The 23,870-nt window shown below is 64.4% G+C and carries 21 protein-coding genes; 1 reads left to right on the top strand and 20 read right to left on the bottom strand.

Annotated features, from left to right (window positions below):
- Window positions 1-47: 47 nt before the first annotated feature.
- From ABWK72_RS22620 to ABWK72_RS22525, 20 genes are all read right to left on the bottom strand, one after another.
- Window positions 48-1,598, bottom strand: coding sequence for a hypothetical protein (locus ABWK72_RS22620; RefSeq protein WP_367871850.1), 1,551 nt, complete (start codon window positions 1,596-1,598; stop codon window positions 48-50).
- A complete protein-coding gene (locus ABWK72_RS22615; RefSeq protein WP_367871849.1) occupies window positions 1,526-2,728 on the bottom strand; it encodes a hypothetical protein in 1,203 nt (400 codons plus the stop codon). Before ABWK72_RS22615 ends, ABWK72_RS22620 begins: the two co-directional genes overlap by 73 nt.
- Window positions 2,729-2,731: 3 nt before the next feature.
- On the bottom strand, window positions 2,732-3,670 hold the full coding sequence (locus tag ABWK72_RS22610; RefSeq protein ID WP_367871848.1) for a hypothetical protein: 939 nt from the start codon (window positions 3,668-3,670) through the stop codon (window positions 2,732-2,734).
- A gap of 253 nt (window positions 3,671-3,923) precedes the next feature.
- On the bottom strand, window positions 3,924-4,361 hold the full coding sequence (locus tag ABWK72_RS22605) for an SMI1/KNR4 family protein (RefSeq protein WP_367871847.1): 438 nt from the start codon (window positions 4,359-4,361) through the stop codon (window positions 3,924-3,926).
- Window positions 4,330-6,966, bottom strand: a complete 2,637-nt coding sequence (locus tag ABWK72_RS22600) for a hypothetical protein (protein ID WP_367871846.1) — start codon at window positions 6,964-6,966, stop codon at window positions 4,330-4,332. The genes ABWK72_RS22605 and ABWK72_RS22600 overlap by 32 nt, the downstream gene beginning before the upstream one ends.
- A 27-nt stretch (window positions 6,967-6,993) precedes the next feature.
- Window positions 6,994-7,188, bottom strand: coding sequence for a hypothetical protein (locus ABWK72_RS22595; protein WP_367871845.1), 195 nt, complete (start codon window positions 7,186-7,188; stop codon window positions 6,994-6,996).
- A gap of 62 nt (window positions 7,189-7,250) precedes the next feature.
- Window positions 7,251-8,648: a hypothetical protein gene (locus ABWK72_RS22590; RefSeq protein ID WP_367871844.1), complete on the bottom strand. Its 1,398-nt coding sequence runs from the start codon at window positions 8,646-8,648 to the stop codon at window positions 7,251-7,253.
- A 132-nt stretch (window positions 8,649-8,780) separates the two neighbouring features.
- The gene (locus tag ABWK72_RS22585) at window positions 8,781-9,167 is read right to left on the bottom strand and encodes a hypothetical protein (RefSeq protein ID WP_367871843.1); all 387 of its coding nucleotides are present in this window, start codon (window positions 9,165-9,167) and stop codon (window positions 8,781-8,783) included.
- Window positions 9,164-9,445 (bottom strand): DNA/RNA non-specific endonuclease, encoded by a 282-nt coding sequence (locus ABWK72_RS22580; protein ID WP_367871842.1) that lies wholly within the window; start codon window positions 9,443-9,445, stop codon window positions 9,164-9,166. The genes ABWK72_RS22585 and ABWK72_RS22580 overlap by 4 nt, the downstream gene beginning before the upstream one ends.
- On the bottom strand, window positions 9,432-11,900 hold the full coding sequence (locus ABWK72_RS22575) for a hypothetical protein (protein ID WP_367871841.1): 2,469 nt from the start codon (window positions 11,898-11,900) through the stop codon (window positions 9,432-9,434). Before ABWK72_RS22575 ends, ABWK72_RS22580 begins: the two co-directional genes overlap by 14 nt.
- Window positions 11,890-13,416 (bottom strand): hypothetical protein, encoded by a 1,527-nt coding sequence (locus tag ABWK72_RS22570; protein ID WP_367871840.1) that lies wholly within the window; start codon window positions 13,414-13,416, stop codon window positions 11,890-11,892. The genes ABWK72_RS22575 and ABWK72_RS22570 overlap by 11 nt, the downstream gene beginning before the upstream one ends.
- A gap of 5 nt (window positions 13,417-13,421) precedes the next feature.
- Window positions 13,422-13,946 carry a hypothetical protein gene (locus ABWK72_RS22565; protein ID WP_367871839.1) on the bottom strand — a complete coding sequence of 175 codons (525 nt, stop codon included), beginning with the start codon at window positions 13,944-13,946 and terminating at the stop codon, window positions 13,422-13,424.
- Window positions 13,947-14,028: 82 nt separating this feature from the next.
- The gene (locus tag ABWK72_RS22560; protein ID WP_367871838.1) at window positions 14,029-16,677 is read right to left on the bottom strand and encodes a hypothetical protein; all 2,649 of its coding nucleotides are present in this window, start codon (window positions 16,675-16,677) and stop codon (window positions 14,029-14,031) included.
- Window positions 16,674-17,252 carry a hypothetical protein gene (locus tag ABWK72_RS22555; RefSeq protein ID WP_367871837.1) on the bottom strand — a complete coding sequence of 193 codons (579 nt, stop codon included), beginning with the start codon at window positions 17,250-17,252 and terminating at the stop codon, window positions 16,674-16,676. The genes ABWK72_RS22560 and ABWK72_RS22555 overlap by 4 nt, the downstream gene beginning before the upstream one ends.
- A 319-nt stretch (window positions 17,253-17,571) precedes the next feature.
- Window positions 17,572-18,039: a hypothetical protein gene (locus ABWK72_RS22550; protein ID WP_367871836.1), complete on the bottom strand. Its 468-nt coding sequence runs from the start codon at window positions 18,037-18,039 to the stop codon at window positions 17,572-17,574.
- 47 nt (window positions 18,040-18,086) lie between these two features.
- A complete protein-coding gene (locus ABWK72_RS22545; RefSeq protein ID WP_367871835.1) occupies window positions 18,087-19,022 on the bottom strand; it encodes a phage capsid protein in 936 nt (311 codons plus the stop codon).
- 442 nt (window positions 19,023-19,464) lie between these two features.
- Complete coding sequence (locus ABWK72_RS22540) at window positions 19,465-20,025, bottom strand: hypothetical protein (RefSeq protein ID WP_367871834.1); 561 nt, start codon at window positions 20,023-20,025, stop codon at window positions 19,465-19,467.
- Window positions 19,952-20,317, bottom strand: coding sequence for a hypothetical protein (locus ABWK72_RS22535; RefSeq protein ID WP_367871833.1), 366 nt, complete (start codon window positions 20,315-20,317; stop codon window positions 19,952-19,954). Before ABWK72_RS22535 ends, ABWK72_RS22540 begins: the two co-directional genes overlap by 74 nt.
- Window positions 20,318-20,581: 264 nt before the next feature.
- Window positions 20,582-20,878, bottom strand: coding sequence for a hypothetical protein (locus ABWK72_RS22530; protein WP_367871832.1), 297 nt, complete (start codon window positions 20,876-20,878; stop codon window positions 20,582-20,584).
- A 194-nt stretch (window positions 20,879-21,072) separates the two neighbouring features.
- A complete protein-coding gene (locus ABWK72_RS22525; protein ID WP_367871831.1) occupies window positions 21,073-22,689 on the bottom strand; it encodes a portal protein in 1,617 nt (538 codons plus the stop codon).
- A gap of 674 nt (window positions 22,690-23,363) precedes the next feature.
- Here ABWK72_RS22525 and ABWK72_RS22520 point away from each other — a divergent pair.
- On the top strand, window positions 23,364-23,840 hold the full coding sequence (locus ABWK72_RS22520) for a hypothetical protein (protein ID WP_367871830.1): 477 nt from the start codon (window positions 23,364-23,366) through the stop codon (window positions 23,838-23,840).
- The last annotated feature ends 30 nt before the right edge of the window (window positions 23,841-23,870 follow it).

Here is a 23,870-nt window from a genome sequence, read left to right as displayed (position 1 = left end):
CATTGCCAACTTGCGCGCCGGTCCGGCCCGTTCAGCGCCGCCGCAATTTACTCCAGCGGGAAATCCAAGGGAAACACCCCGCTTTCCTCGAAGTAACGTAGCACCTCATCAAGCGCACGCGCCGCCATGCCTCGGAGGGTGTCTTGCCGAGCGGGAGCCAGCGCTTTGGCAATCGCTCCTTCCTGCCGCGGCAGCAGCCCGCGCTCCTGCGCGCGGCGCAGCAGCTTGTGCCCGTCCTCGTGGAAGATGGTCAGGATCGAGCCACCGCGGTAGATGCGGTGGGTCATCTCCCGCACGCCCTCGCGGACTTCCGTGAGGTGCTCGCCCAGGATCGCGGCACCCATTCCCGCGGGGGCCTCGCCCACGGCCTCCCGGCCCCGCTGCTGGTTCAGGATCCGCAGCTCCGCCCCGGGATCATCGGCAGCGCGCTGGCTGGCCAGCAGCAGTTCGGGCCGGATCTCGGTGCGGGTGCGCTCCTTGCTGCCATCGCTCCGCGTGGCCGCCTGCGCGCCTTGGAACTGGCTGACGAGGTAGGCCGTCTCGTCCGCGCTCAACTCCTCCCGCATGCGGGCATGAGCCCCGGCCAACGCGACTGCACGCTCCGGAGTTTCCGCGCGCCCGATCTGCCCGCCGGTCTGGGAGTCAATGAGAGTGAAGCCGTCACCGGCGGCGATCACCGTGGGCAGAATGCCGGTGGCTTCGGCCCGGCGCATGTCCTGCCGGCGGGTGTTCTCCGCGGCGAGAAGCCGATCGGTCGCGGCTTTGGCCCCCGGGGATTCGGGCCTGCGAGCCTGCCAAGCGGAGATGGCCGCGTCGTCGAGTTCATTGAGGCCGCGGGCCGAGCGAATCCCGGCCAGGTGTTCGGGCGTGATGCCGAGCGCGAGGAGGTGGTCATCCGGAGTGCGCGGGAGTTCGGCGAGCCTCGCATCGCGGAAGCTGCCGCCACCGGCCATAAGGATGGACAGCGGCAGGACTGCTCCGGCGGTTTGAGCCACCTTGAAGACATAGCCGTCCCACACGCCGTCCTTGCCATTGCGCCAGATGATGTCGGGGATGCGGGCGTCGAACTCGTGGGCCAGATCCTGAAGGATGTAGGGAACGAGATCCTGGCCGAGTTCGGTCGGGAGCTCGATTAGGCCACCAACGGCAGCACGGCCCGCGCCGCGGGCGATCAGTTGGCCTGTTAGACGGGATGTGACCTTGGCCGTGACGCGGGCCATGACTCCGGAGAGCCAAGGGACCTTGCCTTTCAGCGCATGGAGGCCGAGCCGGTCGAGCGGATACTGGATGGCCGCGGCCGGAAGCGCGATCCGCTCGGCGACGTCCGCGGAGAAGGCACGGGAGTGGCCCTCCGCGACGAGCCGCTGGCGGGTCGATTGATACGAGTCCCGGCGAAGCATGTTGAAACTCCAAACCTGGCCATAGTAGGGGATGGCGGACTGGACGGTGTAGGCGATCGCGCCGGGGGCGGAGTAGAGCCCGCGCTCGAATTCGCCGAGGATGGTGTTCTCCTTGAGGAAGGGCTTCACCGGATCGTAGGCGGCGACCTTCGCATCGAGGTCGGCGAGGAAGCGTTGGCGTTGTCCTCCAGAGTCCACTCCAGGCGGAGAAGTTCCCGCTCCTCTTCATCGTTCTGCGGCGGATAGGCGCCGAGCGCACCTTCATACATCCTGCTGCTGGCCCGCATGGCGACATGGCCGTCTTCGTTGATATACCTTTCGCCGGGCGTAACAGGGGCGAGGAAACCCTTGAGAAGTTCACCGTGGCCTGCGGCCTGGCTCTTGAGGTCGCGGAGAATCGCCTTGCGGAAATTGGCAAGGACGGAAGGCTGCTGCTCCTTCGGAAGGCGGTGGATGAGGACGGTGATGTTATCGAGGAAGTCCTCGCGGGCCTCTTCACTGGCGAAGAGGTCTTCGAGATCGAGGGTAGGGATGTCCCCGCCGTTTTTCATCGCCTGCCAGGTGGCGCGGAGGTCCTTGCCATGGTTGAGCGTGGCGCGGGCACGGGTATGGGAGGCGAAGAAGATCTCGCCAATCTCGTCGTCGCGGCCCGGGACGTAGCCCGGGTGAGCGCGCGCGGTGGCGAGCAGGTCTTCCCAAGGTTGCGGGGTCTCGCCGACCGTGGAGGCGAGCACGCCGAAGGCAGCTTCGTTCGCCACCGTGTTCATCAGGTCCTTTCGGTCCCTCCTCCCCCGCGCGTCCTTCCCTATCCGCGCGAAGAACGCGTCGTCGCTGCCCGCGCCCTCGCCACCGAAATGCCGGCGCGCGTATTCGTCACGGAAGAGGTCCCGCTGCAGCGGGCTCTGGAATTCCAGGCCGCCATTCCCCATCCGCAGGTAGCTTCCCACCAGCCGCTTGCGGGCGAGATCCGGAGCCATGTTCCTGCCCTTCGCGAAGTTTTCCACATCGAGCACCGCGCCATCGATCTTCGGCAAGACCTCCGCCTGGTTCTCCTGCTGCCAGCGCTGCCGCCGCGCCTCCTCCGCATAGGCATAGGGCAGCATCTGCTCCGCGGCCTCGGCAGCGCCGCTATCCAGCCCGCGCAGCGCCTGCTCCGCGGCCAGGTCGCTGACCGCTTCATCCCCCGTCGTTGGGTCCGGGGCCGCCGGGGCCATCTCCGCCAGTAGGGGGTTCTCCTGCAGAGCATCTTCCGCCGCTGCATCCGATGGCAGCGGGGAATCTTCCACGGCGGTCGCGCCGGTGCCGTAGGGTGTTAGAGTAATTGCCATATCTCAGCGGGTCTTGTTGAAGAAGTTTGCGTCGACCTCGGCCTGTCCCTGCGGGTCCACGATTTCAGCGACCGCGCTCTTGAATTCCCCGTCCTTCGCGTCCGGGTGGAATTGCAGCCACTCCTCCAGCCGGATCTTCGCCGCGCCGTACCTCTGCTTGAGGCCGCGATCCTCGTACTCGACCGCGCCATCGCCTGTTAGAACGACCTCGAAGGCCCGCCGGTCCCAGTCCCCGCCCTGGTCCTTCAGCGGGATGTAGCGCGAGTGCTCGCGGAACTTCGCGAGCTGCTCCACCGGATCCCCGGTCGATGCGATCTCCCGCGCTTGCTCCGCGGAGTGGCCGCGCCGTTCCAGCTTCACCACATCCTTCAGCAGGCCTTCCGCCTGTAGCGCCTGCGCATCCTTGCCGCGCATCGCCAGCCCGCGCCCCTCCAGGTCGAAGGCCAGGTCCAGCTCCCGGCGGTGCAGGTCCGCCCGCGTCTCGGCCTGCTCCAGCTTGCCCGTCCGCACCCGCTCCAGGGTGCGGCGCAGCTCGCGCTTCGCCGGGCCGTCCGGCAGCGTCTCCACCTTCGTGTCCATCGCGAAGTACTGCTGGTCGAAGTCCTCGGCCGCCGGCCGGTAGTGCTTCGTCATCAGCATCACATCCCCCACGATCTCCCGCTGGTCCGCCGGCAGCGCCGCGAAGGCCCCAAGTCTCGATGGGGTCAGGCCCGCCCTTGAAGCATCATAGAGCAGGCGGACGGCGTGGAGTTCCTCCGGGCTATACTCCATCTGCACCTTCAGGTAGCCCTGCTTGAGCGCGGGCTCGAACCCGGCCCCGCGGCCGCCACCCACGCCGCTGGGGTGGCTCCGCGCCTCCTCGTAGCCCTGGCCTTTCAAGGCGGCGATCTTGCCTTGCCGCTCGAGCCGCAGGGGACAGTGGGTCCATCGTCGCAGAGCCACGGCGCAGCGCTTCGCCCGGATTCAGGTAGAAGTCATGTTGCTCGATCCGCGTTCCCTGTGCCGCCGCGCCCTCTCCTGTTAGGAAGTCGCCCACGCCGCCCTTCACCGCTTCCCGGATCTCGCCGTAGGTCTGCGCATGGCCCAGCGCCGCCCAATCCTGCCAGGCCCGGCAGCGCCTCATCTCGCGTCACGAAGGCCCGCAGCCCGCTTCCGTCCCCCGTGGTGAGAGAGGGCCCCTAGCCCTCCAAAAAAATCAATCCTCAATCACGACGATGCGATCAACAAAATCCTGAAAGGATTCGGCAACTTTTTCGATCGTGTGTTTACCTTCATAGTAGTTAATGAAGCCAACGGAGTTTTGCTTCGTAAGGACATAGAGGTTACCCAATTCACAGTCGGCAATTGGCAACAAGCTGTCCTCTCTGAGGTCCGAGTGCCATCCCAGCTTGAAGAGAATCCCGCCATCTTCATCCGCACCGAGAAAAGCGAGGACAGAGAAATCGTCCTTCCCATCGACATAGCCGCCCACGAAGGCTCCGCCATACTCTTTGACGAACTGGCGATAGTCTTCAGGTAGATCCCGGCCCAAGGCCCTTTCAATTGCTTGGATTTCCGTTTCGGAAAAAGGGTCGTCTGGTTCGAATCGTGAATCGGGCATTTTAGTTTCCTTCTCGACGTTGTTGAGCTCCACCGGAGTGATGAAGTTCGTGCAAGCTTCTAGGCACAATCTGGGCACCGTCGCCACCGGAATGATGAAGGTGTACGTGGGCGGTTTTAAGCCAGCGCTTAACAGCATTCCCGGACATCCCGGATACCGCCGCCATTTGCCGGACCATCAGCTCGCGGTCTGATTTATGAACCCCGGTCAGGCCGGGAACGCTGAAGGTGCCGGGTATCCCCCTCGGCCCGGGAACGACATGACCGACGAAGTCCGGAATCCCTTCCCTCCAAGGGATCGATGAACCCCGTGGAAGTCCCACTGCATCCGCAGTATCATCCGAAAGGGCAAATGACGAATTGCCGATTTCGCCGAGGAAACGCCCTTTATCATCCGCAGGCTTCTGAAATCCGGGATGCTTTGTCCACTCCGCGGCTGGTTCCACCTGTTTCGCTTCATCCGTCAGGCCGTCTCCGGCGCGGTCACCCAAGGTGTCCGCGAGGGTAGCGCGATCCTTCTCAAAGGCTCCCGGAAGCATGTCGCTCGCCGGGCCCTTGTGTTCCTGTGACGAGCCATTGGCAGACGGGGATGAGAGATCGGAATGCGCCACAGGTTGCAGCGCTTCCCCATCGGTCGGACCTCGGGCGCCATTGTCTGCTTGATCCGGCTTCTTTTCCGGAGGGGCAGGCTCTCTCTGCTCACTGTTCGACTGGAGCAAGCCCTCGGCGGCATTCTCACCGTTGACATCAGGACGCGGCGAATCCTGCTCTGATGAATTTTCGAGGAGGACATCTCGCGGAGCTGTGCCGTTATCGCTCTTCCCTTGTTCCATCTGCTGCATCTGCTGCATCTGCCGTTGCTGCGTAAGCTGCGTCTGCACCTGCTGTTGCTCATGCATCATCTCTTCCCAAGAAATGCGCACCCGCTCCCGGCGCTCCTCCACCGGCGTGGTGTCCGCGGCCTGCTTGGCCAAGTCCGCGGCGGCGGCGGGAGAATGCTGCGCGGTCTGTACCACGATCTCAACATCGGCCGGGGAGAGGCCCTGGAGGGCGAGCGCGCGACGGTCTGTTAGAAGGCCGCGCAGCTTCCCTTCCCCCATGGACTCCAGTGCAAGCCGCCCGCCGCCGAAGATCACGAGGAAGCCCATCGAGACCAGCGCGGTATCGCCCAGCGCGGCGCGCTCCCGCTCCACCACCGTGTCCCATTCCGGGCCGCGGATCTCCTGGTGCAGCGCATGGGTCACGGCCTGCCACGCTTCCGGCGCGACGTTCTGAAGGACCTCCGTGCCGACGGCCCCGGTGGCGCGACCGGTGAATTTCAGCGCGTTAACCGCGGCTCTGCCGGGCAGGCCGGTGGCCGCGAGCTTCCCGCCCGCGGCTGCGGCACGAGCCGTTAGAACCCCGAGCTTGCCCTCCGCCGCGCCCAGCTTCGCCAGCGCTCCGCGGACCAGCGGCAGCTTGCCCCCGGCGAAGACCAGTTCGAAGCGGGCCAGCGCGGTATCCGTCAGCGCCGCGCCGAAGGCGGTGGCGGCGAGCCGCGCCTCCGCCACAGTGGGATTCAGCGCACGCAGTGCGGCGAGGTGCCGCTCGTAGTGGCTGGTGAAAAGCGCCGGCAACAGGATCCCGCCGCTTGCCGCGGCCATGGTCATCTCCGGCAGCGAGCCGCCCATCATCACCGCCGTGTCGCCCAGCGTGTCGAGCAGGCCGCGGTGCGCGAGCGTCTCCGCGTCGTGCTTGATACGGATGCCGGAAGCCTGCGCATCGCTGAAGAACTTCGAGATGCCCTCGATCTGGTCGCGCTGCTGCTCCAGCACCGTGCGCTCCTCCGCGGTCATCCGGCGCTGGACGATGTTCTCCCCACCTTCGTCCTCACCGGGCAAGAGGACCTCGGAACGCCAGTTGGCCAGCCGGTCATACCGGTCCTGCCAATCCCCGCCTTCTCCGAAGAGAATCCCCTCCAGGTCCGGCACGCCGCCGCGCGGGATGCCTGCAGGCAGCACGCCTTCCTTCAGCAATTCGTCCAGCGCCTCCCGGTTCCGCCGCATGCGGTTCGCCGTGAGCCCCCCGTGGATCTCAAGATTCCCCTTGAACCAGGAATCGCCGAAGCGCTCGAAGAAGTCCGTGACATCCACACTGTCCTCCCGCGCCAGCAGGGCGATCCCGGAGAGTATCCGCATCCGCCCTGCCTGGTCCGACTTCGCGTAGACCGTGAAGGCATCCAGCGCATCGCCCTCGTGGAGCTTCTGCACCTGGGTGAGCTGCATCGACTCCGCGAAAACCTCGTAGAGCGGGCGCACCGCAGTGAGTTCATCCACCCGGAATTCCTTCAGCACGGTGGCATGGCCCGCCTTGAGCGCCGGCTCGAATTCGGCCTCGCGCCCGCCGCTGATGACACCCAGGTGACGCCGCGTCTCCTGGTAGCTCTGGCCGTTCAAGGCACCGAGCACGCCCTGGTGCAGCAGTTGCTCCGACTTCGCGCGGTCCGCCGCCTCCTGCTTGAGGTGCTTCCCTGTTAGATCGTAGAGAACCTCCTCCGAAATGATTTCGCCCGGGTGCCCCCGCCAATCGAGACGGGCCCGCGCGTAGGCAGTGCGCTGCACCGGCCAAGCCTGCGGGTCATCCACCCGCGCGCCGGTCATCGCCTCAAAGCTCCCCGCCGCGAACTCTTAGCCCTCCTTCGACTCCTTGGAGGGCGGAGGCAGTATCCTAAGATTCTTGGCCCACTCGATTACATCGGGGTTCGGATTCAATCTCATCGCCCGGTGTGCTGCACGGCGCTGCTCTTGCTGCTCACGGAACTCACGGTCCGTCTCGCCGACATCATGCAACATTTTCTCGTCGGATTCCGGATTCTCGTTCATGGCAATATCATAGTCTCCCGATTCTGGCTTTCAAATCGAATTCCCTTCCGCGTTCATTGGCACTACTTGCTTTTCGAATCGAGATCGGGTGGCGTTTGTCCTGCATTCCAGAGCGTGTTCCCTGCATTTTTAATCTCGCCGGAAAGAAGATCCGAAACCCGGATCACTCCGTTTTTATCCTTCAGGAAGTTCCCGTCATGCAGGTCGCTTACGAGAAAGCGCCGACCCCGGATCGTGACAATGAATTTTCCCTGCTTGGCCGGATCTCCCTTCTCCTTGAGAACAATAGATTTGTAATCTTCCGGTGTGACTGGAGTGCCACGCTCTTGGACGATCAGCAGCTCTCCGCCGCTGGCGAGGGCAGCATAAGTTTTCAGTCCGTCGAGCGCACGAATGGTTTCCACCCGGTCAACGAGTGCTTCCTTGTCATGCCTCACGTTAGCCCATCTGGGAAGCGTATTGTCCATGAGGCCGTTTACTTTCTTCAAAACCCAATTTTTACCAAGTGGGTAAACCACCGACTCCGCTCCCTCGTCGAAAATATTGAAGCGTCCCGCAGCCTGAGTCTGATCGATCAATTGCTGGAGCTTGATAGCGTCGGCCCAGACCGCGCCGGGATCGCCGGGGTCGCCTAAATCCTCGAATTGCGGATCGCTATCAGCGGGAATCGTGAAATCGCCGGGATCTGCCGGATTTCCATCTTTCATCGCAGTCTGCCCCATCGGCTGCTCCTGCATCATCTGCTCCTGCACGATGAGAAGCCGCTCCCGGCGCTCCGCCACCGGCGTGGTATCGGCGGCCTGCTTGGCCAGGTCCGCGGCGGCGGCAGAATCGTGCTGCGCGGTCTCGATCACCCGCTTCACATCGACGGGGGAGAGGCCGGTCAGTCCGACCGCGTGCGGGTCTGTTAGAAGCATTCGCAGGCTTCCTTCATCGATATAGTTCACCGCCCGCCGGCCGACGCCGAAGACCGCGACGAAGCCGAAGGAGACCAGCGCGGTGTCACCCAGAGCGGCTTCCTCCCGTGCGATGACGGTGTCCCAGTCCGCGCCTTTGATGTCCTCTTGCAGCGCCGCCGCCAAAGACTTCCACCCCTCCGGAGCCACATTCTGCAGCAGCTCCGTGCCGGTGGCGGCAGAGCCACGGATACCGCCGCGCAGGGTGCTCTGCCCCACCGCGGCCGCCCGCCCCGTGAGAGCCGCCAGCCTGCCCTCCATCTTCGCGGCACCGCCGCCCAGCTTCCCCAGCGCGCCCCGGACCGCCGGCAGCTTGCCGCCGGCGATGAGCACTTCCAGCCGCTCCAGCCCGGTATCGGTGAGCGCCGAGGCGAAGGCGGTGCCGGTCAGGCGCTCCTCCCCCAGCTCCGGATTCTCCGCGCGCAACTGCGCCAGCCGCCGCTCGTAGCGGCTGACGAAAAGCACCGGCAGCATGGCCCCGCCGCTCGCCCCCGCGAAGGCCATTTAAGGACTCCACCGGAGAGGGGAAAAGCCTCAATGGACACCTCAAAAGTTAACCCATCACCAGCACCGACGGCCTCTTCCTTGCTCTTGCCGGAAGTTCACGCAAGAGCCACCCTTACTGCTTGACCCTCCCTAGTCCGGATAGATGACCTCAACATTGCCGAGGTGGGCAATAACCCATTCGTCGCGCCTCGCCGTATCGAAAAACTCCTCCTCGTTTAGCTCCCTGCGATCTTCAATCTTCAGATCGGGATCTCCAAACACGGCTTTGAAGGTAATCTCGTTCCAGCGTTCGGCGGTTGCACTGGATTCCTCCCACAACTCGTAAGCAAGTGAACTGAGTTCGCGGCCGCGATGGCAAAAACGAAAATTCCCATCGAGATCTTCTACGTAGATATCCACCGAAGCAACCCCGTCTATTGCTTTCGCACTGATCCAAGCAGCCTTATACGCACTCCCGATATCCTTATCGAGGCTCAGCCGGATCCGATGGTTCAACTCTTCTACTCTTTTACTCATTTGCCACCCCTCCTATTGAAGTATTCTAGGCGTCCTTGGAACTTCCCGTCAACCGTGACTTTCACCTCAAACCTGCTAGGCCGAAGAGATTCGCCTTCGTAGTAGATGTCCGTCTCCACCTGTACTCTTTTCCCTGCAGCGGCCAGCTTGCTCCAATGGTCTTCCATCACTCTCCACACTCCTCGATTAAGATTCGCATCTTGGGCAACGTGATTGAGGGCAATGCGCGGCCCATCGTGGCGGCTAGCAGCTAAATGGCCTCCCTCATCGCTGGACAAGCGGTCTTCTCCCCCGCTCCCTGTTGCAGCCCTTTATGGCGTTTCTCTTTTTGTTCACCACGTCCATGTTGAGCCTTACGGGGCGCTCAAGATGATCTACGAGGTATCGGTAGCCGTTGGCTGCAATCACTTGTTTGGTTCCCTGGGACGGCCCGCTTTCCGGCAGGCTGTCATCGAGAACGGAGTCCACGCGGGTCTCTTGCCCTGGGTCTTCTTGATCCGTCTGCTGCATTTGCCGCTGCTGCGTGAGCTGCGTCTGCACCTGCTGCTGCTCCTGCATCATCTGCTCCTGCACGATGAGAAGCCGCTCCCGGCGCTCCGCCACCGGCGTGGTATCGGCGGCCTGCTTGGCCAGGTCCGCGGCGGCGGCAGAATCGTGCTGCGCGGTCTCGATCACCCGCTTCACATCGACGGGGGAGAGGCCGGTCAGTCCGACCGCGTGCGGGTCTGTTAGAAGCATTCGCAGGCTTCCTTCATCGATATAGTTCACCGCCCGCCGGCCGACGCCGAAGACCGCGACGAAGCCGAAGGAGACCAGCGCGGTGTCACCCAGAGCGGCTTCCTCCCGTGCGATGACGGTGTCCCAGTCCGCGCCTTTGATGTCCTCTTGCAGCGCCGCCGCCAAAGACTTCCACCCCTCCGGAGCCACATTCTGCAGCAGCTCCGTGCCGGTGGCGGCAGAGCCACGGATACCGCCGCGCAGGGTGCTCTGCCCCACCGCGGCCGCCCGCCCCGTGAGAGCCGCCAGCCTGCCCTCCATCTTCGCGGCACCGCCGCCCAGCTTCCCCAGCGCGCCCCGGACCGCCGGCAGCTTGCCGCCGGCGATGAGCACTTCCAGCCGCTCCAGCCCGGTATCGGTGAGCGCCGAGGCGAAGGCGGTGCCGGTCAGGCGCTCCTCCCCCAGCTCCGGATTCTCCGCGCGCAACTGCGCCAGCCGCCGCTCGTAGCGGCTGACGAAAAGCACCGGCAGCATGGCCCCGCCGGCGGCCGAGGCCACCGCCATCTCCGGCACCGAACCGCTCATCATCACCACCCCGTCCCCCAGGGTGTCGCGCAGGCCGTCGTGCTTGCCGGTATCCAGGTCCCGCTTGATCCGGATCCCGGAGGCCTCGGCATCCGCCACGAATTTCCCGATGCCGTCCAGCAGGCCCCGCTGGCCCAGCAGTTGCTCGCGCTCGGCCGGCGTCATCGGCCGCTCGGCCTGGACCCGGATGCCATTCCGGTCGAAGCCGCCGTCGCGGCGCAGCGCGGCCATCCGGCTCACATGATCGCCCCAGTCCGTCTTCCACCAGCCGACCGTGTCCTCCGGCCCCGGGACCCTGCCTTCCGGCACATCCGCCGGCATCACGTTCTTCTCGATCAGCCAATCGATCCCCTTGACGTTGGAGCGCATGTCGGCCGCGGAAAGCCCGTCGTAGAGCGAGAGATTGCCATCCTTCCACGCGTTCACGATCCGGTTCATGAAGCCGGTGACGTCCTGCTTGTCCTCCTCCGCCAGTACGGCGAGTCCCGAGAGGATCCGCAGGCGGCTCTCCTGATCCGCGCGCGAGTAGATCCCGAAGGCGTCCCGCGCGTCCCCCGGGTGGACGTCCGCCACTCCTGTTAGATTGAGCGCTTCCGCGAAGGTCTCGTAGAGCGGGCGGATCGCGCGCAACTCCTCCTTCCGATAGCGGGCGTGGACCTCGGCGAAGCCGGACTTGTGCGCGGGCTCGAAATCCCCCGCGCGCGCTCCGGTCATCCCTTCCAGATAGGCGTGGGCTTCTTGATAGCGCTTGCCGTTCAGGGCCGAGAGCCGGCCGGCGCGATACATCTCATCCCGCTTGGTCCGGTCCTGCATCTCCTTCCCGATGAGACCGCCGGCCAATTGATAGAAGGTGCCCTCGTCGATGATCTCGTCTTTCCCGGCCTTCCAGCCCAGCCGGGCGCGGGCGTAGTAGCTGCGCTCCATGTCCCAGTTCCGGTCGTCCGGCAGCTTCCTACCGGTCGCCGCCTCGTAGAACATCATATTGGCGATCATCCGGCGGTCCGTCTCCGCACCCACGCTGTCCGCAAAGGGGAAGTAGAGCTGCTGGCGATTGGCCTCGGCATAGGCCGCATCGAATTGCTCCACCCCGCCGAAGAGCTTCTGGAAAACCGGCAGCTTGTCCGAAAAGGCACGCCCCAACTCGCGATCCTTCGCTTCCTGAAGCAGGGGAATCGGCTCGCGGGACCGCGCATCGAGCGCCTCCTTGCGGCGAGCCTGCTCCTCCGGGCCGATGTTCCCCAGGTATCCCCGGATCGAGATATCCTTCTGCTCCCGACTCCGGGCACCCTCCTCCGCCAGGGCGGCATCGAGCGCCTTCTCGTGCTCGTCGCCCTCATGGAAGCGCCGGATCTCGCGCTCCAGGTACTTGCGGTCGGCATCCTGCGCGAAGCCTTGGAAATTCGCGGTCCCTGGGATGACTTCAGACGGCATGACTGGTATTAGGGGTATCGGAGTTCGGAGAGACGTCGGCCAATTGCAGGCGTAACGCGGCACCGCTGCCGGGTTCGCCGAAGAGCGCCCCGCTCATCCGCTCCTTCAACGCGATCGCCGCACGGTTCGCGACGAGGCCGGAGACGTGATCCGCCACCTCCGGCTCCCCCAGATCCCGGCCACCGGCGATGAAGCGGCGCGCGGCGATGCGCAGGTCCTCCGCATGGGAAGGCGCGATCAGACCGCCTAACAGGGCGCGGTCCACCTGGCGGCGGGCGGTGGCATTGAGCTCCGCGGGATCGCGCGGGTTCAGCCCGATCTGCTCCGGATCCCGGCCCTCGGGAGAAAGCCTCGCCAACTCCCCGCGGATCTCGCCGAGATGCCGTGGCGAAGCATTCTCCAGGAGGTCCGCACGCGCCTCATTGTAGCGCTGGCGATACGCGGGGTTCGCAATTGCCGGATCCTGCCGTGCCAGGCGCAGTGCATCCGCCTTGCGCCAGGCAAGGTTCCGGATCTCCGGGGCGGGGTCGCCATCGCCTGCCAAATGCCGGCTCCAGGCGTTCCGCTCGCGAATTGTTAGATAGGCCTTCCCCTGGATATCGCCGGATCCGGCGAGGTTCTGGACGAAGCGCTGCTCCACCTCATCGAACTCGCGGGTCCGGAGTTCCTCGATGCGCTCGCGGCCGCGGGCCAGGATCCGCTTGCGCCCCTCCTCCGCCAGCGCGGGGAAATGACGGTAGCTCCCGGCGGAGTCCTTGTCTTCCAACAGCGCCATCATGGAGTTCGGCTCGAGCTCCATCTCATCGCCCGCCATGATCTCCTCCGCCGCGGATCGGGCGGTCTGCAGGTCGGGATCGGACACACCCTGTGCCTTCATCTCCGCCAACTCCCTCTCCACACCCTGCACATTGCCCAGCTTGGCGTAGGTACTCACGGCCCCGATCCGCCGTGCATCGTTGTCGCGGTTGATGCGGACATACTTGTTCCGCTCGAAGGCGATCGCGTTGCTGCTGCCGTTCTCGATCAGATCTTGCTTGAGCTGTTGCTTGGCAGCCAGGGGGATGACGAGGCCGTCCACACGTGCTAGTTGCTCTCGTTGGAGCTTGTCGCGCTCCGCATCCAGGGCATCGGGGTCGGCGGCGGCGAGTACCCGCTGATTGAACTCTTGATTCTCGCGGGTAGCGTTGGCTGCGAATTCCGAGCGGATGCTCGACACCCGCTGGCCACGGATGGTCGCGATCACGCCGCCCGCCTTTTCACCGAGGCCGTCCGGGGCGGCGGCTCCGTGTTCCGATTCCTCGGGTAGGCCCGCCCGGGCCCGCTTCTCCTTTTCCCTCTCCCTCTCTTTTTCCCTCTGTTTCCGCGTGTCCTCCGCGATCAGGAAGCCCTTCTGCCCGAGGTCCTCGAATACCTTGCCGAACTCCCCCATCGCCCGGGCCGGCGCTGCCGCGTTCGCCATGCTCGCTTCCGGAGCCATCGGCCCCGCCTGCAAATATCGTATTGCTGGTAAATTCATGAAATCTAGCTGCCTCCCTTCGTGCTGTTAGATGGCTTCTCCTCTTCCGCCTTCGGCGCGAACCACCCGGCCGCGTTGCCCGCGCTCGCCGCCCCGGAAGCGACCGTCCCCGCGGCGCTGGCCAGCCCCTGGGTGCGCAGCGCGCCCGCCTGGTTCGCGCCCTCCGCTTCATCCAGCGCCGCCCCTGCCAGCAGCGCGCGGCGCCGGTTCTCCGCATCGAAGGACAGGTCGAGGATGTCCCGCTCCAACTGCAGCGCGGTATCCCCGAAGACCGCCAGCGGCGAGCCCTCCATGGTCATCCCGGAGGCCGCATTCGCCGAGCGCAACTGCGCCAGCAGCCGCTGGTTCTCGCCCTGCTTGCGCCGCGCGTTCTCCCCCGCCACCTCCATCTCCTGCACCGCCTGCCTGCGCTTCTCGTTCGCATTGTAGGCCGCCGTCTTCTCCGCCGCCTTCGCCGCGCCGCGCGAGCTCTCCACCTGGATGTGCGCGCTGACCGACGTCATGACGATCCCGATATAAAACATGCTCATTCGCCGCTAATCCCAAAAGTTATGTTGTTAAGCGAGGCGCGTCGGCTTCAACGCATGTCGGTCCCCACGCGCATACTGAAGCTCACGCCCCGTTCATCTCATGCCACACATGCAATGACTGCACATTCAGCGGCAGCGGCTGGTCCTGCCTCAGAATCGGCGAGACCTGCCTCTCGCTCCGCCCTTCCACCAGCAGCTCCCTCACCCCCGTGAAGAGCGGCAGCGCCTCATCCATCGCATCCCCCTGCTGGAGAAACTCCACCCGCTCCCAGGTCTCCCCGCCATTGCACGAGACCGAGCAGCCCAACGACTTCCACAGCTCCAGCGTCACCCGGTGGATATTCTTCCACGCCACCTTCGAGACCGATGCCGGATCATTCGTCTCCATGAAAGTCGGCTGCAAATAACACGCGAAGGGCAGCCCCGCGATCACCACCGCCGCCGGCGCATCCAGGACAATCTCGCCGCCCGCCACCGTCCTGTTAGACTGCGGCGCGCCATCCGCCAGCACGCAGACCTCCTGCCCCTCCAGGTGCGATAGACCGCCGATCACCGTCGCCGGCCCGCCCTCGCGGATCACCGCCGCATCCGCCCCGCACAGGTGCGCCTGATCCCCCTCCTTCAAAAGCCGCCCGCGCTCCGGCTGGAAGCGCTCGATAAACCTGCCGCCCGCCCGCAGCACCGTGATCCACACCTGGTCCTCCTCCCCATCCCCGCCCAGCGCCGCCACGCTCTCGATCGTCCCCTCCGTCACGTAGCGGAACCATCCCGCCACCCGCTGGCTGCGCTCGTACGCCACCCCTAGTAGCTGTCCGGATGCATCCACCGCCCACAGCACCGGATCCGGCTTCCGCTGCAGCGCGATCTGCCGGATCCCCCCGTCCGCCACGTGCTCCGCCAGCAGCGTCAGGTCGTTCGCCTTGAAGCCGTCCGCCTCGAAGGAGAATGCGAATTCCCACGCCTTCCGCCGGCTGCGGTTGATGAAGACCACCGCATCCTGCACCGCCACCGCCTGGATGAAGGCGCTGCCCGTCTGGGAGAAGCGCCCCGCCTTCGCGTTCACCGGGCTCAGCGCCTTGTCCTGCTCCCGCGAGCCCACCGGCCCCTCCGCCCCTGCCGTCCCCACCAGCAGCGCCTCCTGCGAGACCAGCCACTGGATCGAGTCCGCCCGCTGCGCCAGCGTGAAGGCCAGCGCCATGTCATCGTTCGAGCCTAACCGGAAGTTATAGTAATCATCGATCGTGCTTCCCCAGATCGTCTGCGGTTGCGCCGCATTCCCGCCGAAGAACAGGCGCGTCTCGTGGAGGCACACCGTCCGCGGCCACCCGCGGTAGTCGCTCCACGCCGGCTCCGCCCAATCCTTCGTCGGCACTACCCCCTCGATCTCGAAGATCACCTTCGCCGTCACGCTCGTCGGACTCGAGTAGTCCGTCACCTCGAAGATCCCGTAGTGATCCGGATCCACCGCTTCCAGCGTGTACTTCCCATGGTCCGGCGCAGTGCCCGCACCCGAGATCGCATCGAGCCGCACCCGCAGCCAGCACGGGTCGATCTCCGTGCCCGTGATGATCCCGCTGCGGTCCGTCCGGCTCGCCACCAGGCTCCGCACCGTCTCCCAGGTGACCTTGTTATAGGATCGCTCGACCACCGCCACCGCCTCCCAGCTTCCCGTCCCCGCCCCCGTCACGCAGGTCAGCGACCAATCTCCCAGGACGAACAAATTCCCGGACAGCGCGTTCAGCAGCGCATCCTTGAACGCGAGAACCTTGTAGGGCGACTTCCGGCGGTGCCGCATCACCCAGCGCGTGCCTTCATGCCCGCTATTGAAAATCCCCGGATTCGCCGTGATCGTGATCGCGCTCCCCGTCACCGCGCCCGCCGTCAGCGTCGTGTCCGTGATATTCTCGTCCCGCAGCGCCGGCCACTCCTGCACCAGCGGCTCGATCGTCCACTTGTTGTCGGCATACCGCGATAACACCCGCGGCGCATGCTTCGGATGCGTGATGATGATCAGGTCGTTCTGTTGCGCGAATTGCAGCTCGTCGAGCTCCTCCGCTTCATACGGCGTCGCCCGCTTGAATTCGGCGCGGACTTCCCACTTCGGCGTCCCTGCTCCCAGATCCGTCGCGAAGGAACTGCTGCTCGTGTGGCTCACCGCGCACCGCCACACCCCCGCGTTCGCGCCGCTTTCGATCATCCGGATATCTCCCGTTACATAGGCCGTCCCCGGTGCCCACGCCGTGTAATATCCCGCCGTGAAAGGCGTCCCCCACTTCGCGATGTGCTCCGCGAGCGTGGCACCCGCTATATGGTCTTCCTTGCAAACGTAGGTCCCCCGCGGCGGCCCGCCACCGGTGTAGTTCACCCAGGTCCCCCGCTTGTAGAATGTCCCGCCTGCCCAGGACGCCTCATCCACCGCCGCCGTCGTCATCAGCGGCACCTGTGGAACCGCCCCGGCCGTGAAGACCCGCAGCTCCAGGTGCGTGAACTCTAGCATCAGGCTCGTCTCCGCGCTGAACTCGAAGGGCACCAGCCGCGCCCTCGCCGCCCCGTTCGCCTGCCGTCCTACCAGCAGCGTCCCCGCCCGCGAGAAGGCCCCGCCATAGATCGCCGGCCGGAAGTTCTCCAGCCGCCGGCAGCCCGTGCGGTACTTCTCCATGTCGATCCGCGGATCCGTCCACGGACTGAACTCGCCCCCGTTGAAGCTCACCCTTCGCTCGATCGTCTTCATGGCAGTCGGAAGCGCAGGGGTTCACGGCGGCTGCCGCGGGAATTGATCAGCGGCGATTGCCCGCGCAGCCGCTCCAGCGGCCGGTTCTCGCGCGAGCCCGTCTCGATCGCGTCCACCTGCCGCGCCCGCCCGATCGCCCGCAGCTTCAGCCCCTCCAGCTGCGCCTGCATCTGCACGTTCAGATTCAGAGGAATGCAAATTTCCGCCGCCAGCGCCGCCGCCACCGCCCGCCCTAACAGGGGATCGAATTCATGCACCGCGATCCGCCGCACATAGCGGATCTGCACCCGGCTCGCATCCGTCAGCAACCGCTTCCCCTCCTCCACCTCGTAAAATTCGTCCGATGCCTCGAAGGCCTCGCCGTTCACCTCTAACAGGCGCAGCAGGTCCCCCGGCAGCTGGAACGCATGGCCGAACCCGTGCCCCGGTCCCTCCGCCAGCTCGCTCAGCGTCGCCCGCGCGATCGCGCAATTCCACCGGTGCTCCCGCAGCGTCTCATCGATCACCTGCCCGATGCACCCCTTGCAAGTCCGCGCCGCCTTGCCCTCCACATCATTGATATCGGAAATCCTCATCTCCCCGATATGTCCCAGCGCCCGATTCGCCAAATCCGTCTCCGTGATCATAGTATTTTCCCTTCGCCAAAAAACCCGGCTCCAAGCCTTCCCCTGATTCCAGAATCACTAATCACTAATCTTCCAATCATAAATCGAAGTGGCGCTGCGCGAAGAGGTAAGGCGCTGACGCGTCACCCGCACGCCCCCCAATCACGCGCCAGCGCCCCTCCCCCCCTCTTCCGCGCAGCGCAGACCGATTTATGATTAAAAGATTAGTGGTTAGTGATTCGAACGAAAAGGGACGGCACTCCCCAAAAGAAGCGCCGCCCCCCACCCATCACAGGCTCTTATAAGCCAGCACCACACGCACCGTCGCATTCGCCTTCACCCCCGTGAAGGTCGCCAGCGTCAGCTTCACCAGCCGCGTCGCCGCCGTCACCTGGTGCCGGTTCGTGAACCCGTCCGGAATCGCCGGTGCCAGGAACTCCACCGCCCCCACCGCGGCCAGGTTCGCCCCGTCGCTGTAGCGATCCACGTCCCCCGAGTCCCCGATGTCCCCGGTCAGCACCCCGTCCGTCGGATCGGACAGAACATGGAAGCGCGATAGCTCCGGGTAAACGATCGCCCCCAGCGGCAACTCGATCAGATCGATCGCGTTCGTCGCCACATTGTCCGTCGCGATCGGCACGTCGATGAACGCGAACTGCACCGCCCCCTCGATCGTGCGCTTGTCGTTGATCCGGTCGTTGAAGTCCGCCCCCGCCGCCACCTGGGCGATCCGTTGTGTCGATTGAATCGTAGCCATAATATGATAGTCTCTCCTTGTCTCCCTCGGTTCGTGTTAGACCGCCATCAGGCCACCGGCGGCGATTCGTCGCACAGGATCTCGATCACCCCGTCGCCATCCAGGCGCGTGCAACCCCAGCCCCACTCCGTCCGCAGCTGCAGGTCGTGCCGCTTGGTCGGCAGCACGTCCACGAAGGCCGCCGGATTCTCCGCCATCCCGAAGGCCACCGCCTCCCGCGCGAAGGCATAGCAAGTCCGGATGTCCGTGCCCGCATTGTGCGGCAGCAGATCCGGCGTCACCGCCTTGATCGCCAGCCCCGCGAAGGCCACCACCTGGCCGTCCAGCAAGCGCCGGATCCCGTAGTCCGCACTGGTCAGCTTCTCCTCCCGCAGCAGGTCCTTGATCTGGCGGTGCGTCACCACCACGCAGCCCTGGTAGGTATTCTCCGCATCCTGCCCGCCCACCTCCGCCAGGCCGAAGAGCGTCGAAACCTCCAGCAGCTTCGCGAAGGTCAGCCCGCTCGAAACCGGCGTCCCCGCATCCACGAAGGTCGCCCCGATGCTCGCGCACTCGCTCGCGAAACTGATCGCCGTGCCACCCGTCTTGCCGGACTGCACCGTCCCCGCGATCCCCGCGATCAGCGTTGCATCCTGGTCACGCCGCGCCGCCGCCATCTGCAGCCGCATGATCGCCGCATGCGGGGAGCCCACGCTGCCCAGCTGCATCTGCTCGCGCCGGTCCAGGATATGCGCGCTGTCCTTGAAGTTCGTATACAGCCAGCGGTACTCCGCATCGATGTCGTCCGGATTCGTATCGCCGAAGCGCGTCGTGATCTGGCGTGCCGCCACCTTCGGGAGACGCTGGTAGCGCTTCCCCTCCCCGTGAATCGTATCGATCGTCACGAATGGAGCCAGCCGCGCCGAAAGCTGCTGGAACTCGATCCGCCACTGATCGTCATAGAGTGCCGGAAACCCGTCCGGGATATTGCTGTCAAAGGCCATGTTAGATAAATCGTGATAGTTGAATCTCGCGATGCGGGGAAACCTCCCACCTGCCGCCCCATGCGACCGTGGAACCCCACATCCCATCTTCCTGGTTCGCGATTCACCCGTTCATCACAGGGTCGCCACGGTCCAAATCCGGGCAGCTCTCATCCGAGGGCCTCGCGCTCCGCAAAGAGCACCCGGTTATCCTCCAAGCCGCATCCCCACCATGCCCTAAACCCCCTCCCGCCTTCTACTGCCAAGCCGCCACTTCAGATAAAATCACTAATCACTAATCACTAATCTTCTAATCACAAATCGAAGTGGCGCTGCGCGAAGAGAGGTGGTCCGCACGGTCCTCTGTGCGGACCACCCCACGCGCCAGCGCCCTTCCTCACCTCCCCCCGCACAGCGGCAGACCGATTTGTGATTAGAAGATTAGTGATTAGTGATTTCCGCCTTACCTCTTCTTCTTCCCCCCATACAACTCCCCCACCTTCCTCACCTTCACCGGATCATTCGTCCAATTCCGATCCCCCCTCATGATCTCCTGCGCCTGCTCCCGCGGCGAGGCGCTCCCGCTGAAGACCTCCTTGTCCACCCCCGCCAGCGGCACCTCCTTCGCCGCACGCCGCGCCTCGTCGATCATCCTCACGATCTCCGGATGCGACAGCGCCGCCCGCACGATCGGATCCCGCGTGTCGATCTTCCTTGCCTTCACGAATTCCGCATTCGCCGCCCGCCGCGTCTCCGCATCCTCCCCCCACTCCTTCGCGAAGCGCGCCCGCGACTCCTCCGCCAGCCCCGCGATCCTTCCCTCCACCACCTCCCGCGCCTCCCGCGCCTGCGACTCCATCGTCTTCACATAGAAATCCGATAACTCCCGCCCCAGCCCCTTCGGCGCATGATGTTTGTGAAGGATGCCATGCACCTCCTCCGCCACCGCATCATCCCAGGCCCAGCCCGCCGGCAGCTTCTCCGGCTTGAATCCATACGCCTCCGCCGCCTCCGGCGCATCCACCAGCTTCCGGGTACTCCGACAGCTCCTGCGGAGCCGCGCCCTCCCCCGGCCGGCTCACCATCTTCTTGCTCGCGTGCCCGATCGTATCATCGAGCATCTTCCAGAACGACGCCTCATCCTTCGACTGCGCCCCCTTCGCCGCCAGCCGCCCCAGCCCCATCTCCTCGAACCTCCCCGACCATCCCTCCGCCAGCTTTCCCTCCTTCGCCACCAGGTCCTCCCTGAAAAACCCGCCCGCCGGCTTCACCGGCTCCTGAGCTGCCACCGTTTCCTGTGATGCTACTTCATTCATAGTACCTCTTCATCTTAAATTTCGAATCTCAGATCTTAAATCCCCCTCCCCGCCGCCCGGGCCATCCGGAAATCACCAATCACCAATCTTCCAATCATAAATCAGTCTGCCGCTGCGCGGGAAGAAGGCAGGAAGACCGCTGGCGCATCAGTCGCAGCCATCCGCAGATCTCCGCCCCACGCGCCAGCGCCCTCCCTCTTCGCGCAGCGCCACTTCGATTTATGATTGGAAGATTAGTGATTGGTGATTCCGCCTTCCCACTCCTCACACTCCGAAACTCACCCTCTCCTTCCCCCCGACCCTCAAGCATTGAAGAACCCACAAAACCACCTCCGCCTGCCCGTCCCGTTTCCCCGCCCGGATCGCGCTCAGCTCCCCCTTCTCATTCGGCACGAAGCGCGGGGCCAGCACCCCGAACCTCCGCATCATCAGCTCCAGCACCCGCTCCCCGTCCGGCGTCGAAAACAACCGCGCCACCAGCAGCATATCCGCCTCCTCCTCCGCCCGCTTCCGCGCCGCAGCCTCCCGCTGCACCGCCTGCTTCTCCGTAATCGCACTCATATGTAATTCAAAGTTCCAAGCCAAACGAACCCACCCCAACAACCCGCCCCCAAGGGTAGGTAGTCCCGCCTTCAGGCGGACGAGCCCATCACCCGTCCCCCACCTCCAACAAAGCCCCCAAACAGCCCCGCCCCACGCGCCAGCGCCCCCTCTTCGCGCAGCGCCAGACTGATTTATGATTAGAAGATTAGTGATTAGTGATTGGCATCTCCTCCCCCCATCCCCGCCTTCGCCGCCATCCCCGCATTCTCCAGTTGCGCCCGCTCCGCCATCGCCTCCGCCTGCGCCGCCCCCCGCGCCTGCATCTCCTTCACCGTCGCCAGCCAGCGCTCCGGCTGGCCGCTGTTCCGGATCAGATCCCGCACCATCAGCTCCGGGTTATACGCATTCAGGATCAGCCTCCCCATCTCCGGAAACACCTGCAGCATCGGCATCAGCAGCCCGAAGAACTCGCTCAGCGACCCGTTCTCCTTCGCCTGCATCGCCAGCGCGATCTTGTTCTTATACCGGATCCGCCCGCCGCCCTGCGACCCCTTCACGCTCTCCGGAGCCTCCCCGAATTTCCCCGCCCGAAACAGCACCGCGAACACCCGCGCCAGCACCACATCGATCATCTCGTTCATGATCCGCCCATACACCGGGCTGAACTGCGTGAACTTCTCCCCCGCGATCATGTTTGCCTCCGTCGCCGTCAGCGGAGCCCGGTCCCGCGACCGCATCGAGAAGAGCTTGAACAGATCCACATGGAAGGCCTGCTGCACCATCTCCTTCTTGTCCGCCAGCCGATCCTTCAGGATATCATAGCGCGATTGGGAATGCAACTCCCGCACGTCCGATCCCGCGCTATTCGGATCCCGGTACGTCACCTCCAGCGCCCCCTGCGCGATCTCCCCCTCCAGATCCGCCGAGGCCAGCAAAGGCGGGAACACCGCCTTCTCCGTCCCCAGGTCCGCCAGCTCGTTCAGGAAGGAAAGCTGCCGCGAATCCCCCTTCGCCAGCGCCCCCGGCCCGAAGCCGTACACGCACTTCCCATGCTTCGCATACCGGTGCACCGCGAAGGAAAAATCATTCAGCCCCGACCTCCGCACCACCGCCTTATCCTCCGCACACACCACCAGATCCACGTACGGCAGCTTCAGATTCTCCGGCGCATCCTCCGGCACATCTCCCCGCCGCTTCGCCACCAGGTGCACGAAGTCATGCCGCTCGCTCATCCCCCGCGGCGTCCCCACCATCCCCGCGATCTTCCGCGGCAGCGCCTCCTTCCCGAACTCATCCGCCGCCTGGTCCGCCGTCAGCGACAGGTCCCGCACATGCACGTTCACCCGCCCCTTCGCATCCTCCGCGATATAGTAGGTCCCCACCGTCTGATTGAGAAAGCACAACTCCCCCTTCTCATCCAGCTCCCCGCAATACAGCGAGCAAGTCCCGTGCACCCCGCTCTCGAAGAGCGCCTCCTGCATCTCCTCGTAAAAGTTGGACGCCTCCAGATACCCGTGCGCCGTCTCGCTCGCCTCCCGGTACCACTTCTGCGCCTCATCATCCTCCCCCAGCCCCTTCTCCGGCACGAATTCGAACCACTGCTCCTCCCGCGGCACGATCAACGAGCACAACCCGTTCGCAAAAATCTGCGCCGACTGCCGCGGCGTACTATCGAACATCGCCGCCGAGTCCAAAAGATCCGGCGCATCCTGCCCGATCCTCCGGAACGGCGTGAAGATCTCCGCCAGCTCATTCCAATGCCCCTCGAACGGCGCCCGCAACCCCGCCAGCTCCTCCCGCGTCCTGATCACATCTTCTCCCGTCATCATATATAAATTCCAAATTTCAAATCCCGAATCCCGAATCTCAAATCTCAGATCTTAAATTTCAGATCCAAGATACCCCCTCCTCACCCTCCCGCCCCGAACCCACCCCTGCCTTTCCACTCAGCATTCGACGTTCGATGTTGGACGTTCGATGCTCGATGTTTGCCTTTCAAAACCCCAGCATCCCCGCCTCACCCCAGGAAAGAAGTCCCCCCGGCGTCCCGCCACCCATCGAGCTCCCGCCCAGAAAAGAAGAAGCCACCGACCTCCTTTTCTTCCTCAAATCTTCCTCAAGTCGATCGGCCCCCTCCGCCGCATCACTGGCCCTCGGTGCAGGTGGCGGCGGCGGGCTCGTAGGCATCACGGATTTTGGCGAAGTCATACCCCCACATTCTCCTCTCCCGCCAACAACTCTTCTACTGCCAAGTTCCTCGGATCTGAGATTTCAAATTTCAGATCTCGAGGACGATCGCAGACCCGCAACTAACAAGCGGGAAACTTAACACATCCGAAGATGAATTGGATTGCCAAACCCTCCCCGTTTCCATACAAGCAGATAACCGGCACCCGTATAAAGATACGGAAACCTCCCCCACCGCTCCGTGCCGCGCGGATCCTCCCCATCCTGCCTCGTTACAGGCACAAAAAAAGAAAACCACCGGAACACCACCATTCCCATGTCCGCAAAAAAGCCCTCCAAGAAAGCTCCTGCCAAGAAGGCCGCAGCGAAAAAAGCCCCCGCCAAGAAGGCCGCTATCAAGGCAACCCCGGGGATCTTCATCAAGGCCGTCCTCCAGCACATGGAGATCTGCGCCGCCTCGGAATCACCTACGGCCACGATTGACTTCCGGAGCGGGGCCGGGAGCAAACTCTTCAAGACCGAGAACAGCAGGCCCGCGGGAATCACCTTCCCACAGGTCGAAAGCCGGACCCGTGCCATGATCTATTCCGTCTATGGCTTCAACCTCGAGCACACCGACCCCCATAAAACTCTTCTCGATGCGACAAGGCGGAAGGCTTTGAAGGGCCCGATCAACCTCGAGTGGTTCAACGATGTCATCAATGAGGGTGGCATCGGTGACAGCGCCTTGGAAAAAGCAGACACTCTCAACAAGCTCGACAATGCCATCTTCACGAGGTGCCGACAGGCCTGACTCCTAACCGCCACCACCCATCCAACTCCG

This window comes from Luteolibacter sp. Populi (assembly GCF_040801775.1).
Classification (GTDB): domain Bacteria; phylum Verrucomicrobiota; class Verrucomicrobiia; order Verrucomicrobiales; family Akkermansiaceae; genus Haloferula.
The sequence above is the reverse complement of the archived record's forward strand: the minus strand, read 5'-3'. Positions and strand labels throughout refer to the sequence as shown.

What these genes read in the sequence shown, in the direction of transcription:
- ABWK72_RS22565 (WP_367871839.1), bottom strand. Translation starts at nt 13,946, where the DNA reads ATGAGCATGTTTTATATCGGGATCGTCATGACGTCGGTCAGCGCGCAC.
- ABWK72_RS22585 (WP_367871843.1), bottom strand. Translation starts at nt 9,167, where the DNA reads ATGAGTAAAAGAGTAGAAGAGTTGAACCATCGGATCCGGCTGAGCCTC.
- ABWK72_RS22525 (WP_367871831.1), bottom strand. Translation starts at nt 22,689, where the DNA reads ATGATGACGGGAGAAGATGTGATCAGGACGCGGGAGGAGCTGGCGGGG.
- ABWK72_RS22535 (WP_367871833.1), bottom strand. Translation starts at nt 20,317, where the DNA reads ATGAATGAAGTAGCATCACAGGAAACGGTGGCAGCTCAGGAGCCGGTG.
- ABWK72_RS22560 (WP_367871838.1), bottom strand. Translation starts at nt 16,677, where the DNA reads ATGAAGACGATCGAGCGAAGGGTGAGCTTCAACGGGGGCGAGTTCAGT.
- ABWK72_RS22600 (WP_367871846.1), bottom strand. Translation starts at nt 6,966, where the DNA reads ATGACCGGCGCGCGGGTGGATGACCCGCAGGCTTGGCCGGTGCAGCGC.
- ABWK72_RS22595 (WP_367871845.1), bottom strand. Translation starts at nt 7,188, where the DNA reads ATGAACGAGAATCCGGAATCCGACGAGAAAATGTTGCATGATGTCGGC.
- ABWK72_RS22615 (WP_367871849.1), bottom strand. Translation starts at nt 2,728, where the DNA reads ATGGCAATTACTCTAACACCCTACGGCACCGGCGCGACCGCCGTGGAA.
- ABWK72_RS22550 (WP_367871836.1), bottom strand. Translation starts at nt 18,039, where the DNA reads ATGGCTACGATTCAATCGACACAACGGATCGCCCAGGTGGCGGCGGGG.
- ABWK72_RS22530 (WP_367871832.1), bottom strand. Translation starts at nt 20,878, where the DNA reads ATGAGTGCGATTACGGAGAAGCAGGCGGTGCAGCGGGAGGCTGCGGCG.
- ABWK72_RS22545 (WP_367871835.1), bottom strand. Translation starts at nt 19,022, where the DNA reads ATGGCCTTTGACAGCAATATCCCGGACGGGTTTCCGGCACTCTATGAC.
- ABWK72_RS22590 (WP_367871844.1), bottom strand. Translation starts at nt 8,648, where the DNA reads ATGGCCTTCGCGGGGGCGAGCGGCGGGGCCATGCTGCCGGTGCTTTTC.
- ABWK72_RS22520 (WP_367871830.1), top strand. Translation starts at nt 23,364, where the DNA reads ATGTCCGCAAAAAAGCCCTCCAAGAAAGCTCCTGCCAAGAAGGCCGCA.
- ABWK72_RS22575 (WP_367871841.1), bottom strand. Translation starts at nt 11,900, where the DNA reads ATGCCGTCTGAAGTCATCCCAGGGACCGCGAATTTCCAAGGCTTCGCG.
- ABWK72_RS22555 (WP_367871837.1), bottom strand. Translation starts at nt 17,252, where the DNA reads ATGAGGATTTCCGATATCAATGATGTGGAGGGCAAGGCGGCGCGGACT.
- ABWK72_RS22570 (WP_367871840.1), bottom strand. Translation starts at nt 13,416, where the DNA reads ATGAATTTACCAGCAATACGATATTTGCAGGCGGGGCCGATGGCTCCG.